The 18,325-nt window shown below is 72.6% G+C and carries 19 protein-coding genes and 2 pseudogenes; 18 read left to right on the top strand and 3 right to left on the bottom strand.

From position 1 onward, the window contains the following. The first annotated feature begins 15 nt into the window (after window positions 1-15). The 4 genes from ABB07_RS34610 to pqqB all read left to right on the top strand — a co-directional run bounded on the left by ABB07_RS34610 (window position 16) and on the right by pqqB (window position 3,807). Window positions 16-1,530, top strand: coding sequence for a purine-cytosine permease family protein (locus ABB07_RS34610; protein WP_208902410.1), 1,515 nt, complete (start codon window positions 16-18; stop codon window positions 1,528-1,530). After that, the gene (locus ABB07_RS34615) at window positions 1,527-2,078 is read left to right on the top strand and encodes a cysteine hydrolase family protein (protein WP_208902411.1); all 552 of its coding nucleotides are present in this window, start codon (window positions 1,527-1,529) and stop codon (window positions 2,076-2,078) included. Before ABB07_RS34610 ends, ABB07_RS34615 begins: the two co-directional genes overlap by 4 nt. A 296-nt stretch (window positions 2,079-2,374) precedes the next feature. Continuing rightward, window positions 2,375-2,773 carry an SseB family protein gene (locus ABB07_RS34620; protein WP_208902412.1) on the top strand — a complete coding sequence of 133 codons (399 nt, stop codon included), beginning with the start codon at window positions 2,375-2,377 and terminating at the stop codon, window positions 2,771-2,773. A gap of 143 nt (window positions 2,774-2,916) precedes the next feature. Continuing rightward, window positions 2,917-3,807 (top strand): pyrroloquinoline quinone biosynthesis protein PqqB, encoded by an 891-nt coding sequence (pqqB, locus tag ABB07_RS34625; protein ID WP_208902413.1) that lies wholly within the window; start codon window positions 2,917-2,919, stop codon window positions 3,805-3,807. Between the two features lie 137 nt (window positions 3,808-3,944). On the opposite strand, the gene ABB07_RS34630 is transcribed toward pqqB, so the two are convergent. From ABB07_RS34630 to ABB07_RS34640, 3 genes and pseudogenes are all read right to left on the bottom strand, one after another. Beyond that, on the bottom strand, window positions 3,945-4,364 hold the full coding sequence (locus ABB07_RS34630) for a MarR family winged helix-turn-helix transcriptional regulator (protein WP_208902414.1): 420 nt from the start codon (window positions 4,362-4,364) through the stop codon (window positions 3,945-3,947). Window positions 4,365-4,449: 85 nt separating this feature from the next. Next, window positions 4,450-4,800, bottom strand: coding sequence for a VOC family protein (locus ABB07_RS34635; protein ID WP_208902415.1), 351 nt, complete (start codon window positions 4,798-4,800; stop codon window positions 4,450-4,452). Window positions 4,801-5,089: 289 nt separating this feature from the next. Continuing rightward, window positions 5,090-5,719: pseudogene (locus tag ABB07_RS34640) on the bottom strand (LacI family DNA-binding transcriptional regulator); the annotation flags it as partial. On the opposite strand from ABB07_RS34640, the pseudogene ABB07_RS34645 reads away from it, so the two are divergent. The 14 genes and pseudogenes from ABB07_RS34645 to ABB07_RS34710 form a co-directional block, all read left to right on the top strand. Beyond that, window positions 5,719-5,945, top strand: a pseudogene (locus ABB07_RS34645) (glycosyl hydrolase 53 family protein); the annotation flags it as partial. The pseudogenes ABB07_RS34640 and ABB07_RS34645 sit on opposite strands and share 1 nt — an antisense overlap. A 190-nt stretch (window positions 5,946-6,135) precedes the next feature. After that, window positions 6,136-6,423: a helix-turn-helix domain-containing protein gene (locus ABB07_RS34650; RefSeq protein WP_208902416.1), complete on the top strand. Its 288-nt coding sequence runs from the start codon at window positions 6,136-6,138 to the stop codon at window positions 6,421-6,423. Between the two features lie 48 nt (window positions 6,424-6,471). Beyond that, the gene (locus tag ABB07_RS34655; protein ID WP_208902417.1) at window positions 6,472-7,428 is read left to right on the top strand and encodes an SMP-30/gluconolactonase/LRE family protein; all 957 of its coding nucleotides are present in this window, start codon (window positions 6,472-6,474) and stop codon (window positions 7,426-7,428) included. A 66-nt stretch (window positions 7,429-7,494) separates the two neighbouring features. Next, complete coding sequence (crcB, locus tag ABB07_RS34660) at window positions 7,495-7,956, top strand: fluoride efflux transporter CrcB (RefSeq protein WP_208902418.1); 462 nt, start codon at window positions 7,495-7,497, stop codon at window positions 7,954-7,956. Beyond that, complete coding sequence (locus ABB07_RS34665) at window positions 7,953-8,333, top strand: DUF190 domain-containing protein (RefSeq protein ID WP_208902419.1); 381 nt, start codon at window positions 7,953-7,955, stop codon at window positions 8,331-8,333. Before crcB (ABB07_RS34660) ends, ABB07_RS34665 begins: the two co-directional genes overlap by 4 nt. After that, entirely contained in the window at window positions 8,330-8,704 is a 375-nt protein-coding gene (gene crcB, locus ABB07_RS34670) for a fluoride efflux transporter CrcB (RefSeq protein ID WP_208902420.1), read from the top strand. The genes ABB07_RS34665 and crcB (ABB07_RS34670) overlap by 4 nt, the downstream gene beginning before the upstream one ends. Before the next feature lie 75 nt (window positions 8,705-8,779). Further along, window positions 8,780-9,616, top strand: coding sequence for an undecaprenyl-diphosphate phosphatase (locus tag ABB07_RS34675; RefSeq protein ID WP_208902421.1), 837 nt, complete (start codon window positions 8,780-8,782; stop codon window positions 9,614-9,616). Window positions 9,617-9,788: 172 nt separating this feature from the next. Further along, window positions 9,789-10,469, top strand: coding sequence for a FadR/GntR family transcriptional regulator (locus ABB07_RS34680; RefSeq protein WP_208903740.1), 681 nt, complete (start codon window positions 9,789-9,791; stop codon window positions 10,467-10,469). Beyond that, window positions 10,466-11,905, top strand: a complete 1,440-nt coding sequence (locus ABB07_RS34685; RefSeq protein WP_208902422.1) for an amino acid permease — start codon at window positions 10,466-10,468, stop codon at window positions 11,903-11,905. Before ABB07_RS34680 ends, ABB07_RS34685 begins: the two co-directional genes overlap by 4 nt. 40 nt (window positions 11,906-11,945) lie before the next feature. After that, a complete protein-coding gene (locus tag ABB07_RS34690) occupies window positions 11,946-12,968 on the top strand; it encodes an asparaginase (protein WP_208902423.1) in 1,023 nt (340 codons plus the stop codon). A 131-nt stretch (window positions 12,969-13,099) separates the two neighbouring features. Beyond that, complete coding sequence (aspA, locus tag ABB07_RS34695; protein ID WP_208902424.1) at window positions 13,100-14,512, top strand: aspartate ammonia-lyase; 1,413 nt, start codon at window positions 13,100-13,102, stop codon at window positions 14,510-14,512. Window positions 14,513-14,576: 64 nt separating this feature from the next. Then, window positions 14,577-15,515, top strand: coding sequence for a glutaminase (locus ABB07_RS34700; RefSeq protein ID WP_208902425.1), 939 nt, complete (start codon window positions 14,577-14,579; stop codon window positions 15,513-15,515). Between the two features lie 217 nt (window positions 15,516-15,732). Then, window positions 15,733-17,139 carry a polyprenol phosphomannose-dependent alpha 1,6 mannosyltransferase MptB gene (mptB, locus tag ABB07_RS34705; protein ID WP_208902426.1) on the top strand — a complete coding sequence of 469 codons (1,407 nt, stop codon included), beginning with the start codon at window positions 15,733-15,735 and terminating at the stop codon, window positions 17,137-17,139. Then, window positions 17,136-18,325, top strand: a 1,190-nt coding sequence (locus ABB07_RS34710) for a glycosyltransferase family 87 protein (RefSeq protein ID WP_244189609.1), incomplete at its 3' end; no start/stop codon positions are given. The genes mptB and ABB07_RS34710, both read left to right, overlap by 4 nt.

The raw sequence follows: 18,325 nt of genomic DNA on the forward strand, positions 1-18,325 counted from the left end.
CAGGGGGGCTCGGCGATGACGCGACCGCAGGACCGGATCGGCGGCACCGGCGCGAGAGCCGCCGGCCGCCCGTTGCGGGTGGAGACACACGGCCTGGACGTCATAGGCGACGCGGAGCGCAAGGGCACCCCGCGCACGCTGTTCTGGCCCTGGTTCGGCGCCAACGTCTCCGTCCTCGGCCTGAGCTACGGCGCCTTCGCGTTCGGCTTCGGGATCTCCTTCTGGCAGGCCCTCGCGGCCGGAGTGCTCGGCATCGTCGGCTCGTTCCTGCTGTGCGGGTTCGTCGCGGTCGCCGGAAAGCGCGGCTCGGCGCCCACGATGGTGCTCAGCCGGGCGGCGTACGGAGTGCTCGGCAACCGGCTGCCGTCCGTCATCTCCTGGATGCTCACCGTCGGCTGGGAGACCGTCCTCACCGCGCTCGCCACGTTGGCCACCGCGACGGTCCTCGGCCGCCTCGGCTGGGGCGGCGGCACCGGGACCGAGATCGCCGCCCTCGTGGTCGTGGCCGCGTTGACCGTCGTCGGCGGAGTCATGGGCTTCGACCTGATCATGCGGCTGCAGACGGTGATCACCGTGGTCACGGGCGTCCTCACCGTCGTGTACGTCGCCCTTGTCGCCGGCCACGTCCACTGGGGCGCGGTGAGCGCCGTGCCGTCCGGCTCCGCGCAGCAGTTCATCGGCGCCCTGGTGTTCATGATGACCGGCTTCGGCCTGGGCTGGGTGAACGCCGCCGCCGACTACTCCCGCTACCTGCCCCGGAGTTCGGCCGGCCGCGGGGTGATCGGCTGGACCACCTTCGGCGCCTCGGTGGCCCCCCTGCTCCTGCTGGTCTTCGGCCTGCTGCTCGCCGGTTCCTCGCAAGCGCTGAGCAAGGCCGTCGCGGCGGACCCGATCGGCGCGCTCACCACGATCCTGCCCACCTGGTTCCTGGTGCCGTTCGCCGTGGTCGCCGTGCTCGGCCTGGTCGGCGGCGCCGTCCTCGACATCTACTCCTCGGGCCTCGCCCTGCTCTCCGCCGGCCTGCCGGTGCCCCGGTATCTGGCCGCCCTCCTCGACGGCGTCCTGATGATCGCCGGCTCGGTCTACATCGTGTTCTTCGCCGGCGACTTCCTCGGCCAGTTCATGGGCTTCCTCACCACGCTCGGCGTCCCCGTCGCCGCCTGGTGCGGCATCGTCCTCGCCGACCTCGCCCTGCGCCGCCGCGACTACGACGACGGCGACCTCTACCGCCCGCACGGCCGCTACGGCGACATCGCCCCGGCGCCCCTGCTGCTCACCCTCGCCGCCACGGCCGTCGGCTGGGGCCTGGTCACCAACACCGCCGCGAGCTGGCTCACCTGGCAGGGCTACCTCCTCGGCCCCGTGGGCCTCGGCGGCAAGGCCGGTGCCTGGGCGTACGCCAACCTCGGCGTCCTGGTGGCGCTGGCCCTCGCCTTCCTCGGCCACCTGCTGACGGGCCGGGGCCGGGTCCGCGCCCAGGAGGCGCAGGCACCGAGTCCGGTGACCGACGAGGGGGTGCTCCACGCATGACCGCCGGACACCTCGCCGTCATCGACATGCAGCGGGTCTTCGCCGACCCGGCGAGCCCATGGGCCACGCCCCGGTACGCCGACGCGGCGGCGGGCGTGCGCAGCCTGCTGCCGGCCTTCGCCGGCCGTGTCACCTTCACCCGCTTCCTGGCCCCCGGGGAACCGGCCGGGGCCTGGCGCGCGTACTACGACCGGTGGCCCTTCGCCCGGCAGCCCCCGGACGCCGGACTCTGGCGGCTCTCCGGCGAGTTCGCCGCCCTGGCCGGCCACGTCGTGGACGCCACCACCTTCGGCAAGTGGACCCCGGAACTCGCCGCGCGCGTCGGCCCGGACGACCGTCTGGTCCTGGCCGGTGTCAGCACCGAGTGCTGTGTGCTCTCCACCGCCCTGGCCGCCGCCGACGCCGGCACGGAGGTGCTGGTGGTCGCGGACGCCTGCGCGGGCGTCGACGACGACTCCCACCTCAAGGCCCTGCAGATCATGGAGCTCTACCGGCCGCTGGTCCGGGTCACCACGGTCGACGACCTGCTCGCCGAGGCCGGACCGTGACCGGCGTCGGGCGCGAACACCAGGCTCCGTCCGCGCGGGCGGCGTGAGGGACGATCACTTTCCCCGGCCGGCTTCCACGATCCCGGGCCACGACCGGGCCTGGCCACCGCTGGGCCGGATCACCACCGGGCCCTGGGACACGACCGGGCCCAGGCCCACCGGCCCCGGGCCACCGCCGGATCTCCCGCCGATCCGCACGCATGTCCCGCGGCCCACCGGGTACGCGAGGCGGAGCACGCCCGGGTGCGGTTCCGCCCCGGGTGGCCTGTACGACCGTCGCTACCTGGGGACCTGCCATGGAGACACCCGCACACAACGACCTGCCGACGCCGGCCCAGCAGGCGCTGGACACGCTGGCCGTGAACGCCGAGGACGAGGCCGCGCTAGACGTCCTCGCCCACAGTGACGTGCTCGTCCCCGTGCCGGACGACGCGGTCGACGGAGAGGGCGCCGACGCCACGACCGTGGCCCTGCCCGTCCTGGAACAGCCCGGAGGCGACCCGGTCGTCCCCGTCTTCACCACGGAGGGCGAGATGGCGGGGCTCCTGCCCTTCGTCTCCCGCTACCGCCTCATCCCCCTCGGCGCCCTGGCCTCCCAGTGGCCCGACGAGGACCTCTCCCTGGCCATAGACGGCAACTCCACCCACGCCCTGACGCTCACCTCCCAGGGGGTACGCACGCTGCTGGCCCGCTGACACAACCGACCTCCACCCCCGTAGACGACCGCCCAGCGGCGAAGGACGGCCGGAACTGATCCCTGCCACGGGGTGGCCACACCTCGCCGGCAGGGGAAGGTCCCCGGGACGGACAGACCGCGGCACGCGAAGGAGTGGGGGTCGTGAGGGTCGTCCTGCTGGGCACCGCCGCCGGTGGCGGCTTCCCGCAGTGGAACTGCGCCTGCTCACTGTGTACGGCGGCGAGGGACGGCAAGCTGCCCTCCCGCACCCAGGAGTGCGCCGCCGTCACGGGCAACGGCCGAGACTGGTGGCTGCTGAACGCCTCGCCCGATCTGCGCACCCAGCTCACCGCGACACCGGCGCTGTGGCCCGGCCCCGGTCCCCGGGACACCCCGCTGCGCGGCGTCCTGCTCACCGACGCGGAGGCCGACCACGTCACCGGCCTGGCCGAGCTGCGCGGGGCGGCGGGCCTGAAGGTCTACGCCGCCCCGCCGGTCCGCGCCGTGCTGGGGCCCGCCCGGGCCGCCCTGGGCCGTTACGCCCCCTGGGAGTGGGCGGACAGCCTGGCCGACGGCGGGTTCGTGCTGGCCGGCGGACTGGTGGTCACGGCCCATCCGATGGGTGCGAAGATCCCGAAGTACGTGCCGGTGCAGGCGCCGGAGCCGTCCGCCCCGTGGGTGACGGCGTACCGGGTCGAAGACCTGGCCAGCGGGGGAGTGCTGGTCTACGCGCCCTGTGTGGGCACCTGGAATCCGGATCTGGACGAGCTGTGCGCCGAGGCCGACTGCGTGGTGCTGGACGGCACCTTCTACGCAGCCGACGAGATGGGCACGACGGTACGGACCCGGGCCCGCCAGGCCGCCATGGGCCACCTGCCGGTCAGCGGCCCGGACGGCACCCTCGCCGCCCTGGCCCGGCATCCCGGCACCCGCCGGATCTACACCCACCTCAACAACACGAACCCGCTGCTCGACCCCGCCTCCCCGGCACGCGCCCGCATCGCCGAGGAGGGCGCGGAGGTCCTGCCGGACGGGGCGGAGCTGGTGCTCTAGGAGCTGGTGCTCTGGACGGGCCGAGCCGGTGCTCCACTGGTCCTGCCGGTGATGCGTCCAGCCGTCCCGCGTGCCAGTGGTCCCGCGTACCAGTGGTCCTGCGCGCCAGTGGTCCCGCGTGCCAGTCGTCCTGCGCGCTAGTCGTCCTGCAGGCTGCCCTGGCGCTCCTGACCGGTCAGCATGCGCTCCAGCACGGCGCGCTGCAGCGGCAGCACCTCGGCGTGCAGGGCGCGGCCTTTCGGGGTGAGCGCCACCCACACGCCGCGGCGGTCCTCCGCGCACACCGAGCGCTCCACCAGCCCGTCCTTCTCCAGCCGGCCGATCAGCCGGGACAGCGCGCTCTGGGTGAGATGAACCCGCCCGACCAGGTTCTGCACCCGGCACTGGTCGCCCTGCGCGGGCGACTCGGTCGCCAGGATGTCCAGCACCTCGAAGTCGCTGGCGCCCAGCCCGTGCGGATGCAGGGCCCGGTCGATCTCGCACATGGTGCGGGCATGCACGGCGAGGATGTCCCGCCACCGTTCCTCGAGCCGGGCGTCGGCCGTCTTGACTGCCATACCCGCACCGTAGCACCGATCCGGCCAATCGTTGAGTGTGCAACTAGTGCGGGTGCATGCGGCGGCCCGAGCGGCGGGGCGGTGCTCAGGCGACCGGGTCCTGAAGCAGGCCGATCAGGTTGCCGTCGGGGTCCTTGACCGAGGCGATCAGCCTGCCGTTGCCGACGTCCCGCACGTCCTGGACGACCTCGGCGCCCGCCGCCAGCAGGGCCGCGAGGCGCTCCCGGAGGTCGGTGACGTGCCAGAACGGCACCGGCCCGGTCAGTCCCTGGGCATGCCCGTTCGGGTCGAGGCCGATGTCCTGCCCCTCGGCCTTGAAACCGACGTAGTAGGGCTCGTCCGCGTACGGCTCGACACCCAGGAGGGCGGTGAACAGGGCCTTGGCACGGTCCTTGTCCTTCACGGGGTAGATGATCGTCTGCACGCCGGCGGTCATGGGACTCTCCTTCGCTGAGGCGCGTGGCCCGACGGGTTTTCCGTCGGTGCACTTCACGCTAGGACCGGGGAGCCCGCTCCGGCTTCTCCGATCCTGACCGGTTGCGGGAGCTCCCGCGACGAGCATGGTCGCGCCTGTAGGGGCGGGGGGAACGGCGCGACCAGCCACGACGGAGCCGCAGACACCCGACGCCGTTTCCCGGCACTCCGTGGGCGCCCAGGCTCACGCGCCGCGGCACCCCAGTGGGCGCCCCGGCTCACGCGCCGCGGCACTCCGTGGGCGCCCCGGCTCACGCGGAAGCGCGCCGCACCAGCTCCGTAGGCAGAATCACCGCCGCCGTGTCCTCACCGGCGATCTGCGCGAGCAGCACCCGGACCATCTCGTTGCTGATCCGGTCCCAGGGCTGCCGGATCGTGGTGAGCTGGGGCGTCGCGGCCGTAGCCGCCGGGGAGTCGTCGAAGCCGCCGACAGCGATGTCGTCCGGCACCCCCTTGCCCGCCCGGTGCAGCGCCGCCCTGCGCCATCAGGTCGGAGGCGACGAACACCGCGTCCATGTCCGGCGCCTGCGCCAGCAGCCGCTCCGCCCCGCCTCACCGCTCGCCCGGCTGTAGTCCCCGGAGACGATCAGGCTCTCGTCGACCCCGATGCCCGCCTCGGCCAGCACCTCCTTGTACCCGGCGAGCCGCTCCACACCACCCGGGGTGTCCAGCGGACCGGTGACCACACCGATGCGGCGCCGGCCCAGCGACAGCAGATGCCGGACCATGTCCCGGGCCCCGTCCCGGTCGTCGGCGGCCACGTAACTCACCTTCGAGCCAAGCCCGATCGGCTTGCCGCAGGCGACGAGCGGCACGCCCGCCTCCCGCAGTTCCTCCGCGACCGGATCGCCCGAGTGACTGGAGACCAGCAGCACCCAGTCCGGTGTTCGTCGCGGAGACGGCCTACCCGTTCACCCTGGCCCAGGACGACTCCCTGAACGGCCGCGGTCTCGGCGTCTTCTCCTGGGAGGCCACCTGGACCGCCGTCGCCGGCAACGGCTGGGACCCCACCGACGCCACCTCCGGCAACGGCTGGGAGAACCAGGCGCCCTGTTCGGCTACGACGACAGGGCGCTCTCCTCCATGACGTGGTTCAGCCACCGCTGAACCACCGGTGACAGGCCCGGCCGTGAGGGGCGGCCGGGCCTTCGCCCATTTTCCGGGGTCATATGCACCCGCCCCGGTCGTACGGCCGTTCGGTACCGGACAACGAACGCCGAGTCCCGGACGCGACGGCGTCGGCCGCGCGACAGTGGGAACACTGCGTACGAGGAGGCCGGGGGACGGAGGCGGACGGATGATGGGAACCCCGTCGGGCCGCATGCGGCAGACGATTCTGGAATGGCTCAAGGACCCCGCGGCCCACTTCCCGGCGCCCCGCCGCCGCGATCTCGCCGAGACGGGAGTCACCGCGCGTGCCGTGGCCGCCAAGCTGGGCGTGCCCCGCCGGACCGCCGAGGCCCACCTGGACTTTCTCACCCGGCTCGGCCTGCTGCGCACCCGCCGCAGCTGCTGGGGCACCTGCTACCGGCGCGACGAGATCCGCATCGCGGAGGTGGCCAGGGTTTTCGAGAAGGGCTGGTGAGGGGACGACACAGGGGACACCGGCCGGCCGACCGCGAAGGGCACGCGCATGGACCGACCCACGGCACTCGTTCCGCTGCACTATCTGTCCCTGGGCGCCCACGGCCCCGAGGACGTGGTGGCCGACACGGACGGGCGCGTGCTGACCGGAGTGGCGGACGGCCGGATCCTGCGCGTCCACGGCCCCGGCGACCCGCGCACGGCCCGGGTGGAGGTGGTGGCAGAGACGGGCGGCCGTCCGCTGGGACTCGAACCGCTCCCGGACGGCGGCCTGTTGGCGTGCGACGCGGAACGCGGCCTGCTGCGCGTCGGTCCCGGCGGCGCCGTGCACGTGCTCGCGGACTCGGTGGCGGGGGAGCGGCTCCGCTTCTGCAGCAACGTCGTCGCCCTGCCGGACGGCACGGTGTACTTCACCGTCTCCAGCCGCCGCTACCCACTGCAGCAATGGATCGGCGACATCGTCGAGCACACCGGCACCGGACGGCTGCTCCGCCTCGCCCCCGAGGGGGGTGAGCCCGAAGTCCTGCTGGAGGGGCTGCAGTTCGCCAACGGCCTGGCCGTGAGCGGCGACGGCTCCTTCCTGGTCGTCGCCGAGACCGGCGCCTGCCGCCTCACCCGGTACCACCTCACCGGCCCGCGCGCCGGCCACAGCGACCTCTTCGCCGCATTGCCCGGCATGCCGGACAACCTCTGGCGCGAAGGCCCCGGCGGCCCGCTCTGGGTCGCGCTCGCCAGCCCCCGCGTCCCGCCGCTGGACCTCCTGCACCGCACCCCGCCCGCCATGCGTGCCGCCGCCGCCCGGGCCGCCGTACACGCGCCGTACCGCCCGAGCGGGACGACCGGGGTGATGGCCCTCGACGACACCGGACGGACCGTCCGGCACCTCACCCGCCGCCGCTCCGGCTTCCGCATGGTCACCAGCGTCTGCGCGACCGGGGACCACCTCGTCCTGGGCAGCCTGTGGGAGCCCGGCGTAGCGGTCTGCGCACGGCCCGGCGCCGCCTGACCGGCGGTACCCTGGTGCCCGGCCGTGATCACCCGTCGGGGCGGGCCGAACAGGAGACGCAACCGCATGACAGCCCCGGAAGCCGAGAGCCTCCGTGTCCGCCCCGCCCCACGGCGGCGGTCCGAATGGCGTGCCCAGACACCCGTCGTCGCCGTGGTCGCGCTCGGCGGCGCCCTGGGCGCGTGCGCCCGTTACGGCCTCGCCCTCGCCTGGCCCACGCCGCCCGGCGGATTCCCCTGGGCGACCTTCTGCACCAATGTCATCGGCTGCGCGGTGATCGGTGTCTTCATGGTGCTCCTCACCGACGTGTGGGCCGCCCACCGCCTCGTACGGCCCTTCTTCGGCACCGGCGTGCTCGGCGGCTTCACCACCTTCTCCACCTACGCCGTCGACATCCGCAGGCTGGTCGACGCGGGCCGCCCGGGCCTCGGGTTCGCCTATCTCGCCGCGACGTTGTGCGGGGCGCTCGCCGCGGTGTGGCTGGCCTCGGTCGCCGCCCGCCGGGTGCTGATCGGGAGGAAGCGATGACCGCACTCACCGGCCGGGCCCTCAGGCTGACCGTCTACATCGGCGAGGACGACACCTGGCACCACAAGCCCCTCTACTCCGAGATCGTGCACCGCGCGCACGCGGCCGGGCTCGCCGGGGCGAGCGTCTTCCGCGGCATCGAGGGCTTCGGCGCCTCCTCCCGCATCCACACCTCCCGGCTGCTGTCCCTCAGCGAGGACCTGCCCGTGGCGGTGGTCGTCGTGGACACCGAGGAGCGCGTACGGGCCTTCCTGCCGCAGCTCGACGAACTGGTCGACGAAGGTCTCGTGACCCTGGAGGAGTGCGAGGTCGTCCGGTACGTGGGGCGCTCCGGGGGGTCGGGGGACACGGATCCGGAGGGTGAGAAGTCGTTGTGAACTGGCTGCTCGTCATCGCGGGGGCCGTGGTCGGCGCCCCGCTGCGCTATCTCACCGACCGTGCCGTGCAGGCCCGCCACGACTCGGTCTTCCCCTGGGGCACCTTCGTGGTGAACGTCACCGGCTCCCTGATCCTCGGGCTGATCACGGGTGCGGCCTCCGCCGGAGCCCTCGGACCCCGTCCGCAGCTGCTGCTCGGCACCGGCCTGTGCGGCGCGCTGACGACGTACTCGACCTTCTCCTACGAGACCCTGCGGCTGACCGAGGCCGGCTCCGGCCGCTACGCCGCGGCGAACGTCGTGGCGAGCCTGGTGGCCGGGCTCGCCGCCGCCTTCGGGGGTGTCTCGCTCGCCGCCGCACTGTGGGCCTAGGCGCTTGCCAGAGCGCCGGGCGCAGCAAGTACTGTCTACAGCAATGTCGACCAACTCTCCTCAGAACTGGATCCCATGAGCGCCATCTCCGTCGGTCAGGCCGTCGTCCTCGGAGTAGTCGAGGGGGTGACCGAGTTCCTCCCGGTGTCCTCCACCGGTCACCTGAAGATCGCCGAGGGACTCATGCACATCCCCGTCGACGACAAGTCCGTCGTCGGTTTCTCCGCCGTCATCCAGGTCGGCGCCATCGCCGCCGTGCTCGTGTACTTCTTCAAGGACATCAAGCGGATCGTCTCCGCCTGGTTCCGCGGTCTGACCAACCGCGAGGAGCGCTACCACCACGACTACAAGTTCGCCTGGTGGGTCATCTACGCCACCATCCCGATCGTCCTGGTCGGCCTGGCAGCCAAGCCGCTGATCGACGGTCCGCTGGGCTCGCTCTGGGTCGTCGCCGGCTCCCTGATCCTCGGTTCCGTCGTGATGTGGTGCGCGGACCAGATGGGCCGGCACAAGCGCGGTGAGGACGACACCTCGTTCAAGGACGCGATGTGGGTCGGCTGCTCGCAGATCCTCGCCCTGCTCTTCCCCGGCTTCTCCCGCTCCGGCGCCACCATGTCCACCGCGCTCGTCCTGGACCTGGACCGCGTCGCCGCCACCCGTCTGTCGTTCTTCCTCGGCATCCCGGCCCTGACCGGCGCCGGCATCTACGAGCTCAAGGACGCCCTCGGCGCGGGCGTCGGCGCGGCCCCGCTCGCCGTCGGCACGATCGTGTCCTTCGTGGTCGCCTACGCCTCCATCGCCTGGCTGCTGAAGTTCGTCGCCAAGCACTCCTTCAACGCCTTCGTGATCTACCGGATCATCATCGGCGCCGGCCTGCTCGGCCTGCTCGGCGCGGGCGTGCTCAGCGCCTGAGCGAACTCTCCTGATCACCCACGGGGTGCGGATGCCTGCATTCAGGCGCCGCACCCCGTGAATGTTTGTTTACGCCATGCCTTGACAGCCCCGTCGCGCAACCCGCAGGATCACTTCCGTGAACCTGTCAGACAGCCAGACAGGTGGTCCGGCACCGCGGCGCGTCAGCGCCATGGAAGCGGTGCTCGCCCACCTCCGCGGTGCCATCGAGCGCGGTGAGTACGCCATAGGGGACAAGCTCCCCTCCGAGGCGGAGCTGTGCCGCACCCTCGAGGTGTCCCGGCCCGTGCTGCGCGAGGCGCTGCGCGCGCTGCAGACGATGGGCCTCACGGTCTCCCGGACCGGCAAGGGCACCTTCGTCGTCGCGAACGCCGTGGAGGACCCCACGTTCGGCGACTACGCGGCCAGCGACCTCCTGGAGGTCCGCCGGCACATCGAGATCCCCGTCGCCGGGTACGCGGCCGCGCGCCGCACCCCGGAGAACCTGGACCACCTGGCCCACCTGCTCGACCGCATGGAGCGGGAGACGGACACCACGGCCTGGGTCGCGATGGACACCCTCTTCCACCTCGCGGTGGCCGAGGCCGCCCAGAACCCGGTCTTCCGCCGGGTCATCGAGGAGATCCGCGACGCACTGGCGCGTCAGTCGGCCTTCCTCAACGAGCTGGGCGGCCGGCGCGAGCAGTCCAACCGCGAGCACCGGGCCATCGTCGAGGCGCTGATCGACGGTTCCGAACACGACGCGGTGGAGGCCATGAGCCACCACCTGGACCGCGTCGAGACGACCCTCACCGACATCGTGCGTCCCCAGCGGACGGACGACCTCCCCACGGAAGGCGGACCCGAGGCGTGAGCGAGCAGCACCTCAAAGACGAGACGCGCCCCTCGTCCGGCCATGTCGACGCCGGAGACGCCGGCTACAGCAAAGGCCTGAAGCACCGGCACGTCAACATGATCGCCATCGGCGGAGCCATCGGCACCGGCCTCTTCCTCGGCGCGGGCGGCCGGCTCGCCGACGCCGGACCCTCCCTCTTCGTCGCCTACGCCGTGTGCGGCGTCTTCGCCTTCCTGGTCGTACGCGCCCTCGGCGAACTCGTCCTGTACCGCCCCTCCTCCGGTGCCTTCGTGTCCTACGCCCGGGAGTTCCTGGGCGAGAAGGGCGCCTACACGGCGGGCTGGATGTACTTCCTGAACTGGGCGACCACCGGCATCGCCGACATCACGGCGGTGGCCACCTACACGCACTACTGGGGCATGTTCTCCGACATCCCTCAATGGTTGATCGCATTGATCGCCCTCGCGGTCGTGCTGACCGTCAACCTGATCTCGGTCAAGATATTCGGTGAGCTGGAGTTCTGGTTCGCCATCGTCAAGGTCGGCGCGCTCGTCGTTTTCATGGCGATCGGCATCTTCCTGCTGGTCACCCAGCACCCGGTGGCCGGCCACCACCCCGGCCCGTCCCTGATCGCCGACAACGGCGGCGTCTTCCCCAACGGCCTGCTGCCCATGCTGCTGATCATCCAGGGCGTCGTCTTCGCCTACGCCTCCGTCGAGTTGGTCGGCGTGGCCGCCGGCGAGACCGAGAACCCCGAGAAGATCATGCCGAAGGCGATCAACTCGATCATGTGGCGCGTGGGCCTGTTCTACGTCGGCTCCGTCGTCCTGCTGTCCATGCTGATGCCCTGGAACAGCTACAGCGCCGGCGAGAGCCCCTTCGTGACGGTCCTGTCGCACATCGGCGTCCCCGCGGCCGGCGACGTGATGAACCTGGTCGTGCTGACCGCCGCCATGTCCTCGCTGAACTCGGGCCTGTACTCCACCGGCCGCATCCTGCGCTCCATGGCCATGAGCGGCTCGGCCCCGAAGTTCACCGGGCGGATGAGCCGCAGCCAGGTCCCGTACGGCGGCATCCTCCTCACCAGCGGCATCTGTGTCCTCGGCGTGGGCCTCAACTACGTCGTCCCCGCCGACGCGTTCGAGATCGTCCTCAACTTCGCGGCGATCGGCATCCTCGCGACCTGGGGCATGATCATGCTCTGTCACCTGCTCTTCTGGCGGAAGACCCAGAGGGGCGAACTGATCCGGCCGTCGTACCGGCTGCCGGGCTCCCCCTGGACCGAAGTCGTGACGCTGGCGTTCCTCGCCGCCGTCCTGGTCCTCATGTACGCCGACGGCGGCGCCGGACGCACCACCGTGCTCTGTCTGCCGCTGATCGTCGCAGCACTGGTCGCGGGCTGGTACGCCATCCGCGGCCGGATATCCCGCACGTCCACCGGCGCCGACGCGTGACCCGCGTACCGGCCGACCCGACTCATCGATGCAGGCAGTGATGTACAGCAGTTCTCCCGCCGACGCACCCCTCGTCCGCGAACCCCTTCACGCCCCGGTCGCCCACCTCATCCGCGGTGGAGTCGTCGAGGGCATCCACTACGGCTCCGTCGTCGTCCTCGGCGCCGACGGCACGGTGGAGTTCCAGCTCGGCGACATCGAGGCCGCGTTCTACCCGCGCTCGGCCGTCAAGCCCCTCCAGGCCGTGGCCATGCTGCGGGCCGGGCTGCCGCTCGACGGCGAACTGCTGTCCCTCGCCGCCGCGAGCCACTCCGGCGAGGAGCGGCACCTCGCCGGCACCCGGCGCATCCTCGAACTCGCCGGACTCACCGAGGACGACCTGCGCAACGTCCCCGACATGCCGTTCGACCCGGTCGTCCGGGACTGCTGGGTGCGCGAGGGCCGCCTGCCCTCCCGGCTCGCCCAGAACTGCTCCGGCAAGCACGCGGCCATGCTGTGGACCGCCCGGCTCAACGGCTGGTCCCTCCAGGACTACCTCGACCCCGAACACCCGCTCCAGCAGGCCGTCCAGGACACCGTCGAGGACCTGACCGGCCAGCGGGTCGCCCGGGTCACCGTCGACGGCTGCGGCGCGCCGCTGTTCTCCATCTCCCTGCACGGCCTCGCCCGCGCCCTGTCCCGGATCACCTCCGCCGCCCCCGGCACGCCCGAGGCCCGGGTCGCCGACGCGATGCGCTCGCACGCCGAGATGGCCTCCGGCTCGGGGCGTGATGTCGCCGCGCTGATGCGGGCCGTGCCGGGGCTGCTGGCCAAGGACGGGTTCGAGGGCGTGCAGGTCGCCGCGCTGCCGGATGGCCGTGCCGTCGCCGTGAAGATCGCCGACGGGGCGAATCGGGCGCGGGTTCCGGTCGCGGCGGCGGCGCTCGCTCGCGCCGGCGTGGACCCCGGGCTGCTGACCGAGTTCGCGGGGGAGCCGCTGCTCGGTGGCGGAGAGCCGGTGGGGTGCGTTCAGGCCGTGCGTGCGCTGGATCCGGTTCCGGTTCCGTTCACCGCGTGTGCCTAGTTCCGCCGCATTTCGATGGGGGACTGCGGGCCGTCGCCGGTCCGCGGGCCGTTCGTGGCTGGTCGCGCAGTTCCCCGCGCCCCTGTCGGGGCGCCTTCACCTCCGTACCTCGATAGAAGGACCCACCCCTCATGACCGCCGCCACCACCCGCAGCGAACACGATCTGCTCGGCGACCGCGACATACCCGCCGACGCGTACTGGGGTGTGCACACCCTGCGCGCCACGGAGAACTTCCCCATCACCGGCACCCCGATCTCCGCGTACCCGCATCTGATCGACGCCCTGGCAGCCGTCAAGGAGGCCGCGGCTCTCGCCAACCAGGAACTCGGCCTGCTGGCACCGGAGAAGGCGCGTGCGATCGTCGCCGCCTGCCAGGAGATCCGGGCGGGCAAGCTGCACGACCAGTTCGTCGTCGACGTCATCCAGGGCGGCGCCGGCACGTCCACCAACATGAACGCCAACGAGGTCGTGGCGAACCGCGCGCTGGAACTCCTCGGCCACGCCAAGGGCGAGTACACGTATCTGCACCCCAACGAGGACGTCAACCTCGGTCAGTCGACCAATGACGTGTATCCCACCGCCGTCAAGATAGCGACGGTCTTCGCCGTACGTGGACTGCTCAAGGCGATGTCCGTCCTGCAGGACGCCTTCGCCCGCAAGGCCGTCGAGTTCCGTGACGTGCTCAAGATGGGCCGTACGCAGCTGCAGGACGCCGTGCCGATGACGCTCGGTCAGGAGTTCTCCGCGTTCGCCGTCATGATCGAGGAGGACCGCAGCCGTCTTGCCGAGGCCGTCGAGCTGATCCATGAGATCAACCTGGGCGCCACCGCCATCGGCACCGGCCTCAACGCCCCGGCCGGGTACGCCGAGGCCGCCCGCCGGCACCTGTCCGCGATCACCGGGCTGCCGCTGGTCACCGCCGCCAACCTGGTCGAGGCCACCCAGGACTGCGGTGCCTTCGTGCAGATGTCCGGTGTGCTGAAGCGGATCGCCGTCAAGCTCTCCAAGAGCTGCAACGACCTGCGGCTGCTGTCCTCCGGTCCGCGTGCGGGCCTCGGTGAGATCAACCTGCCGCCGGTGCAGGCGGGTTCGTCCATCATGCCCGGCAAGGTCAACCCGGTGATCCCCGAGGTGGTCAACCAGGTCGCCTTCGAGGTGATCGGCAACGACGTCGCCATCACCATGGCCGCCGAGGCCGGACAGCTCCAGCTCAACGCCTTCGAGCCGATCATCCTGCACTCGCTGTCGGAGTCCGTCACGCACCTGCAGCGCGCCTGCCTCACCCTGGCCGAGCGCTGCGTGTCCGGCATCACCGCCAACACCGAGCGGCTGCGCGTCACCGTGGAGAACTCCATCGGCCTGGTCACCGCCCTCAACCCGCACATCGGGTACACGGCCGCCACCGAGATCGCCAAGGAGGCGCTCGTCACCGGCCGGGGCGTGGCCGAACTCGTCCTGGAGAAGGGGCTGTTGCCGGCCGAGCGGCTGGCCGGCCTGCTGCGCCCCGAGGTCGTCGCCGGCAGCGGGGCACCTGCCGCCTGACCTGCGGTAACGGGCAGATATCAGCCCACGCGCGAGTGGGCTCCAGGACCGGTCCGGAGGCACAATGGTGATCATGACAACGACGTCGTCCCTCACCTTCCTGCCGGTCCTGGAGCGCATCGCCGAGGAAATGGAACGCACGCCCGGCCGCGGCCGGGCCGCCGACTACATCCCGGCCCTCGCCGCCTGCGATCCCCGCCGCTTCGGCATGGCCGTCGCCGAGCTGGACGGCACGGTGTACGGGGTGGGGGAGTGGCGCGAGCCGTTCTCCGCGCAGTCCATCACCAAGGTCTTCACCCTGGCCCTGGACCTGGCCCGCGAGGGCGACGAACTCTGGGAGCACGTGGGCCGCGAGCCCTCCGGCAACCCCTTCAACTCCCTGGTCCAGCTCGAGTACGAGAACGGCATCCCGCGGAATCCTTTCATCAACGCGGGTGCCCTCGTCGTCACCGACCGCCTCCAGACCCGTACCGGGGACGCGGCCGGTGAGCTGCTGGCCTTTCTGCGCAGCGAGAGCGGAAACGCCTCCCTGGACTTCGACAAGGAGGTCGCCGCCTCCGAGACCGCCCACGGCGACCGCAACGCCGCGCTCGCCCACTTCATGGCCTCCTACGGCAACATCGACAACGACATCCCGGTCCTGCTCGACCAGTACTTCCGGCAGTGCTCCATCGCCGCCTCCTGCGCCGACCTCGCCCTCGCCACCGGCTTCCTCGCCCGGCACGGCATCCGCGCCGACGGCAGCCGGCTGCTCACCCGCAGCCAGGCCAAGCAGGTCAACGCGGTGATGCTGACCTGCGGGACGTACGACGCGGCCGGGGACTTCGCCTACCGGGTCGGGCTGCCGGGCAAGAGCGGGGTCGGCGGCGGAATCATCGCGGTCGTCCCCGGCCGGTGCACCCTCTGCGTGTGGAGCCCGGGCCTGGACGAACGCGGCAACTCGGTGGCGGGGGTGGCGGCACTGGACCGCTTCACGACACTGACCGGGTTGTCGGTGTTCTGACGGGACTTGTCAGCAGCGGCTGCAGGGCCCCGCGCCGAAGGGGCGCGCGGCTGTGTGGGTATGCGGCTCCGCCGCGTGGGCGCGACCAGCCACGACGGGCCACTGGTGGGCAAACCGGCGTCACCGACCACGCTCCGGTCACATGTCGGCCCCCGCCCGGCAGGGCCACCGTCGTCTTCCGGCCACCCGGCGTTGACACGCTGAACCAGTGTTGGCCATGGCTTTCCCCGTCGATCTCCGCCGCTGCCAGGTGCTCGGGCTGGCCGGCACCGCCTTTCTCGCGCTGGGCGGTGAGACGGCCGGTGCCCTGCCCGTGCGGGATCTCCTGGCCCCCGCCTCGGTGCAGGCCGCGCTCGGGCTGGTCGGGGTGTACTTCGGCGTCGTCCTGCTGATAGCCGCCTGGGTGCTGCTCGGGCGCCTGGTGCGCGGCCCTCAGCCGCCCAGCCCGCGTGCCCTGCTGCTGGTGCTCGCCGTGTGGACGGCACCGCTGCTGCTCGCCCCGCCGCTGTTCAGCCGGGACGTCTACAGCTATCTCGCGCAGGGCGCCATGGTCGACGCCCACATGGACGTCTACGCCCACGGCCCGGCCGCGCTCGGCGGCCCGCTCGCCGACGAGGTCGCCCCGATGTGGCAGCACACCGGCGCCCCCTACGGGCCCGCCTTCCTGGCCGTGGCCTCCGCGCTGTCCGGACTGACGCGCGGCGGGCTGCCCGCCGGACTGCTCGGCATGCGCCTGGTCGCCCTGCTCGGCGTGGCCCTGATGGCGGTGGCGCTGCCCCGCCTCGCCCGGCACAGCGGTGCCGACCCGGCCGCCGCGCTCTGGCTCGGCGCCCTCAACCCGCTCGTCCTGCTGCACCTGGTCGCGGGCGCCCACAACGACGCCCTGATGCTGGGTCTGCTGGGGCTCGGCCTGGTCGCCGCGCGCGGAGACCGGCCGGCCGGCGGTGCCCTCGGGGCGGTCCTCGTGACCCTGGCCGCCCTGGTCAAGGCGCCGGCCGCGCTCGGCCTGCCGGCGGTCGTGGCCCTGCAGGTCCGCTCCGGCCGCCGCCCCCTGCCGGCCGCCCTGACCGCGGCGGCCGCCTCCGCCGTGACGACGGTCGCCGCCACGGCCGTCGCCGGCACCGGCTACGGCTGGATCGGCGCCCTGGCCACCCCCGTCTCCCCGCACAACTGGGCCCTGACCAGCCTGCTCGGCCGCGCCACCGGTGCCCTGCTGGACCACCTCGGCAGCAACCTGGCCCCGCTGGCGGTACCGGCCTGGCAACTGCTCGGCCTCGCCGCCACCGCCGTCGCGGTGGCCCTGATCTGGCTCCGGCTGCGCGTCAGACCTGTGTACGCCCTCGGGCTGAGTCTGCTGACGGTCGCCGTGTTCGGCCCGGCGATCCGCCCCTGGTACGTGCTGTGGGGCCTGTTCCTCATCGCCGCCGCCGCGCCCAGTACCACCTCGGTGCGGCACCGGGTCGCCGCCCTGGCGGGCGTCCTCGCCCTCGCCGTCCTGCCGAGCGGCGGCCCCGCCGACCCCGGGCAGCTGGTGCTCGCCGTCTCCGGCGGGGTGCTCGGCGTGGTCGTGCTGTGGCAGGCCCACCAGGCGGCGCAGGCCCCGGCCCCGGGACGCATGGCGTGAGCGGGCCGCGTACGACCCGGGGCCGGCTGGTGCTGGTCCTCGCCCTCGGCACCGCGGTCACCGTCTTCACGGCCACCGTGCCGCTGCTGCGCGGCTTCTTCGACCTGCGCGTCTACTACGGCACCGTGCACACCTGGACGCACCACGGCGGCCTCATCTACGACTACCGGGTGCCCGGCACCTCGTACGGCTTCACCTATCCGCCGTTCGCGGCGCTCACCATGCTGCCGCTGGCCCTGCTGGACCGGACCTCGGCGATCGCCGCGTCCCTGCTGGTCAATCTGGCCGCGCTGGCGGTGGTCCTGCGGATCCTGGCCGGCCCGGACTGGCGGCGCCACGGCTGGTACCGCTGGTCGCTGTGCCTGTGCCTGCTCGCGCTGTTCGAGCCGCTGCGGGACACGTTCAGCTTCGGCCAGGTCAACCTGGTGCTGCTCGCCCTCGTCCTGGCGGACTGCCTGCTGCTGGCGACCGGCCGGGAGCGCTGGGCGGGCGCGGGGATCGGGCTCGCCGCCGCCGTGAAGCTCACGCCCGCCCTGTTCATCGGTCTGCTGCTGCTCGCCGGACGGCGCCGGGCGGCCGGCGTCGCGACGGCCGTGGCCGTCGCGGCGACCGCGCTGGCCGCCTGGGCGGACCCGCGCGCCTCGCGCTTCTACTGGACCGAGGCGCTGTGGAACACCGGCCGGGTGGGCCGGCTCGACTATGTGTCGAACCAGTCGCTCCAGGGCGTACTGGCCCGGCTCGGCGAGCCGGGCCGCCCGCTGTGGGCGACGGCGGTCCTGCTGACCCTGTGCGTCTGGGCATGGCGGACCCGCCGGGCGGTGCGGGCCGGTGACTGGGCGGCGGCCTTCGCGCTGACCGGGGCGGCGGCCTGCCTGGTCAGCCCCATCACCTGGGTGCACCACCTCGTGTGGCTGCTGCCGTCGTTCGCGGTGCTGCTGCGGGCCGGGCACCCGCGGATCGCGGGCGCCCTGTACGCGGTGCTGTGCACGAGCGTGGTCTGGCTGTGGTTCGACGACGCCTCCGGTGCCGGCGGTTTCCTCGGCAGCAACACCTACACCTGGATCACCCTGGGCCTGCTGCTCGGCCTGCCGACGGGTCAGCCGCGCGGGGCCCGCCTGCTCCAGGGCCGGAGCACCGCCACCGTCGCGGCCCCCGCGGCGAGACCCGCGAGCCCCGCGGCGGCGGC

The sequence above is a fragment of the Streptomyces incarnatus genome, assembly GCF_001027185.1.
In the GTDB taxonomy this organism is placed as follows: Bacteria; Actinomycetota; Actinomycetes; order Streptomycetales; family Streptomycetaceae; genus Streptomyces; species Streptomyces puniciscabiei.

What these genes read in the sequence shown, in the direction of transcription:
- ABB07_RS34620 (WP_208902412.1), top strand. Translation starts at nt 2,375, where the DNA reads ATGGAGACACCCGCACACAACGACCTGCCGACGCCGGCCCAGCAGGCG.
- ABB07_RS34610 (WP_208902410.1), top strand. Translation starts at nt 16, where the DNA reads ATGACGCGACCGCAGGACCGGATCGGCGGCACCGGCGCGAGAGCCGCC.
- ABB07_RS34680 (WP_208903740.1), top strand. Translation starts at nt 9,789, where the DNA reads ATGGAAGCGGTGCTCGCCCACCTCCGCGGTGCCATCGAGCGCGGTGAG.
- ABB07_RS34675 (WP_208902421.1), top strand. Translation starts at nt 8,780, where the DNA reads ATGAGCGCCATCTCCGTCGGTCAGGCCGTCGTCCTCGGAGTAGTCGAG.
- mptB (WP_208902426.1), top strand. Translation starts at nt 15,733, where the DNA reads ATGGCTTTCCCCGTCGATCTCCGCCGCTGCCAGGTGCTCGGGCTGGCC.
- crcB (WP_208902418.1), top strand. Translation starts at nt 7,495, where the DNA reads ATGACAGCCCCGGAAGCCGAGAGCCTCCGTGTCCGCCCCGCCCCACGG.
- ABB07_RS34690 (WP_208902423.1), top strand. Translation starts at nt 11,946, where the DNA reads ATGTACAGCAGTTCTCCCGCCGACGCACCCCTCGTCCGCGAACCCCTT.
- ABB07_RS34655 (WP_208902417.1), top strand. Translation starts at nt 6,472, where the DNA reads ATGGACCGACCCACGGCACTCGTTCCGCTGCACTATCTGTCCCTGGGC.
- ABB07_RS34635 (WP_208902415.1), bottom strand. Translation starts at nt 4,800, where the DNA reads ATGACCGCCGGCGTGCAGACGATCATCTACCCCGTGAAGGACAAGGAC.
- aspA (WP_208902424.1), top strand. Translation starts at nt 13,100, where the DNA reads ATGACCGCCGCCACCACCCGCAGCGAACACGATCTGCTCGGCGACCGC.
- ABB07_RS34700 (WP_208902425.1), top strand. Translation starts at nt 14,577, where the DNA reads ATGGTGATCATGACAACGACGTCGTCCCTCACCTTCCTGCCGGTCCTG.
- ABB07_RS34630 (WP_208902414.1), bottom strand. Translation starts at nt 4,364, where the DNA reads ATGGCAGTCAAGACGGCCGACGCCCGGCTCGAGGAACGGTGGCGGGAC.
- ABB07_RS34615 (WP_208902411.1), top strand. Translation starts at nt 1,527, where the DNA reads ATGACCGCCGGACACCTCGCCGTCATCGACATGCAGCGGGTCTTCGCC.
- ABB07_RS34650 (WP_208902416.1), top strand. Translation starts at nt 6,136, where the DNA reads ATGATGGGAACCCCGTCGGGCCGCATGCGGCAGACGATTCTGGAATGG.
- ABB07_RS34665 (WP_208902419.1), top strand. Translation starts at nt 7,953, where the DNA reads ATGACCGCACTCACCGGCCGGGCCCTCAGGCTGACCGTCTACATCGGC.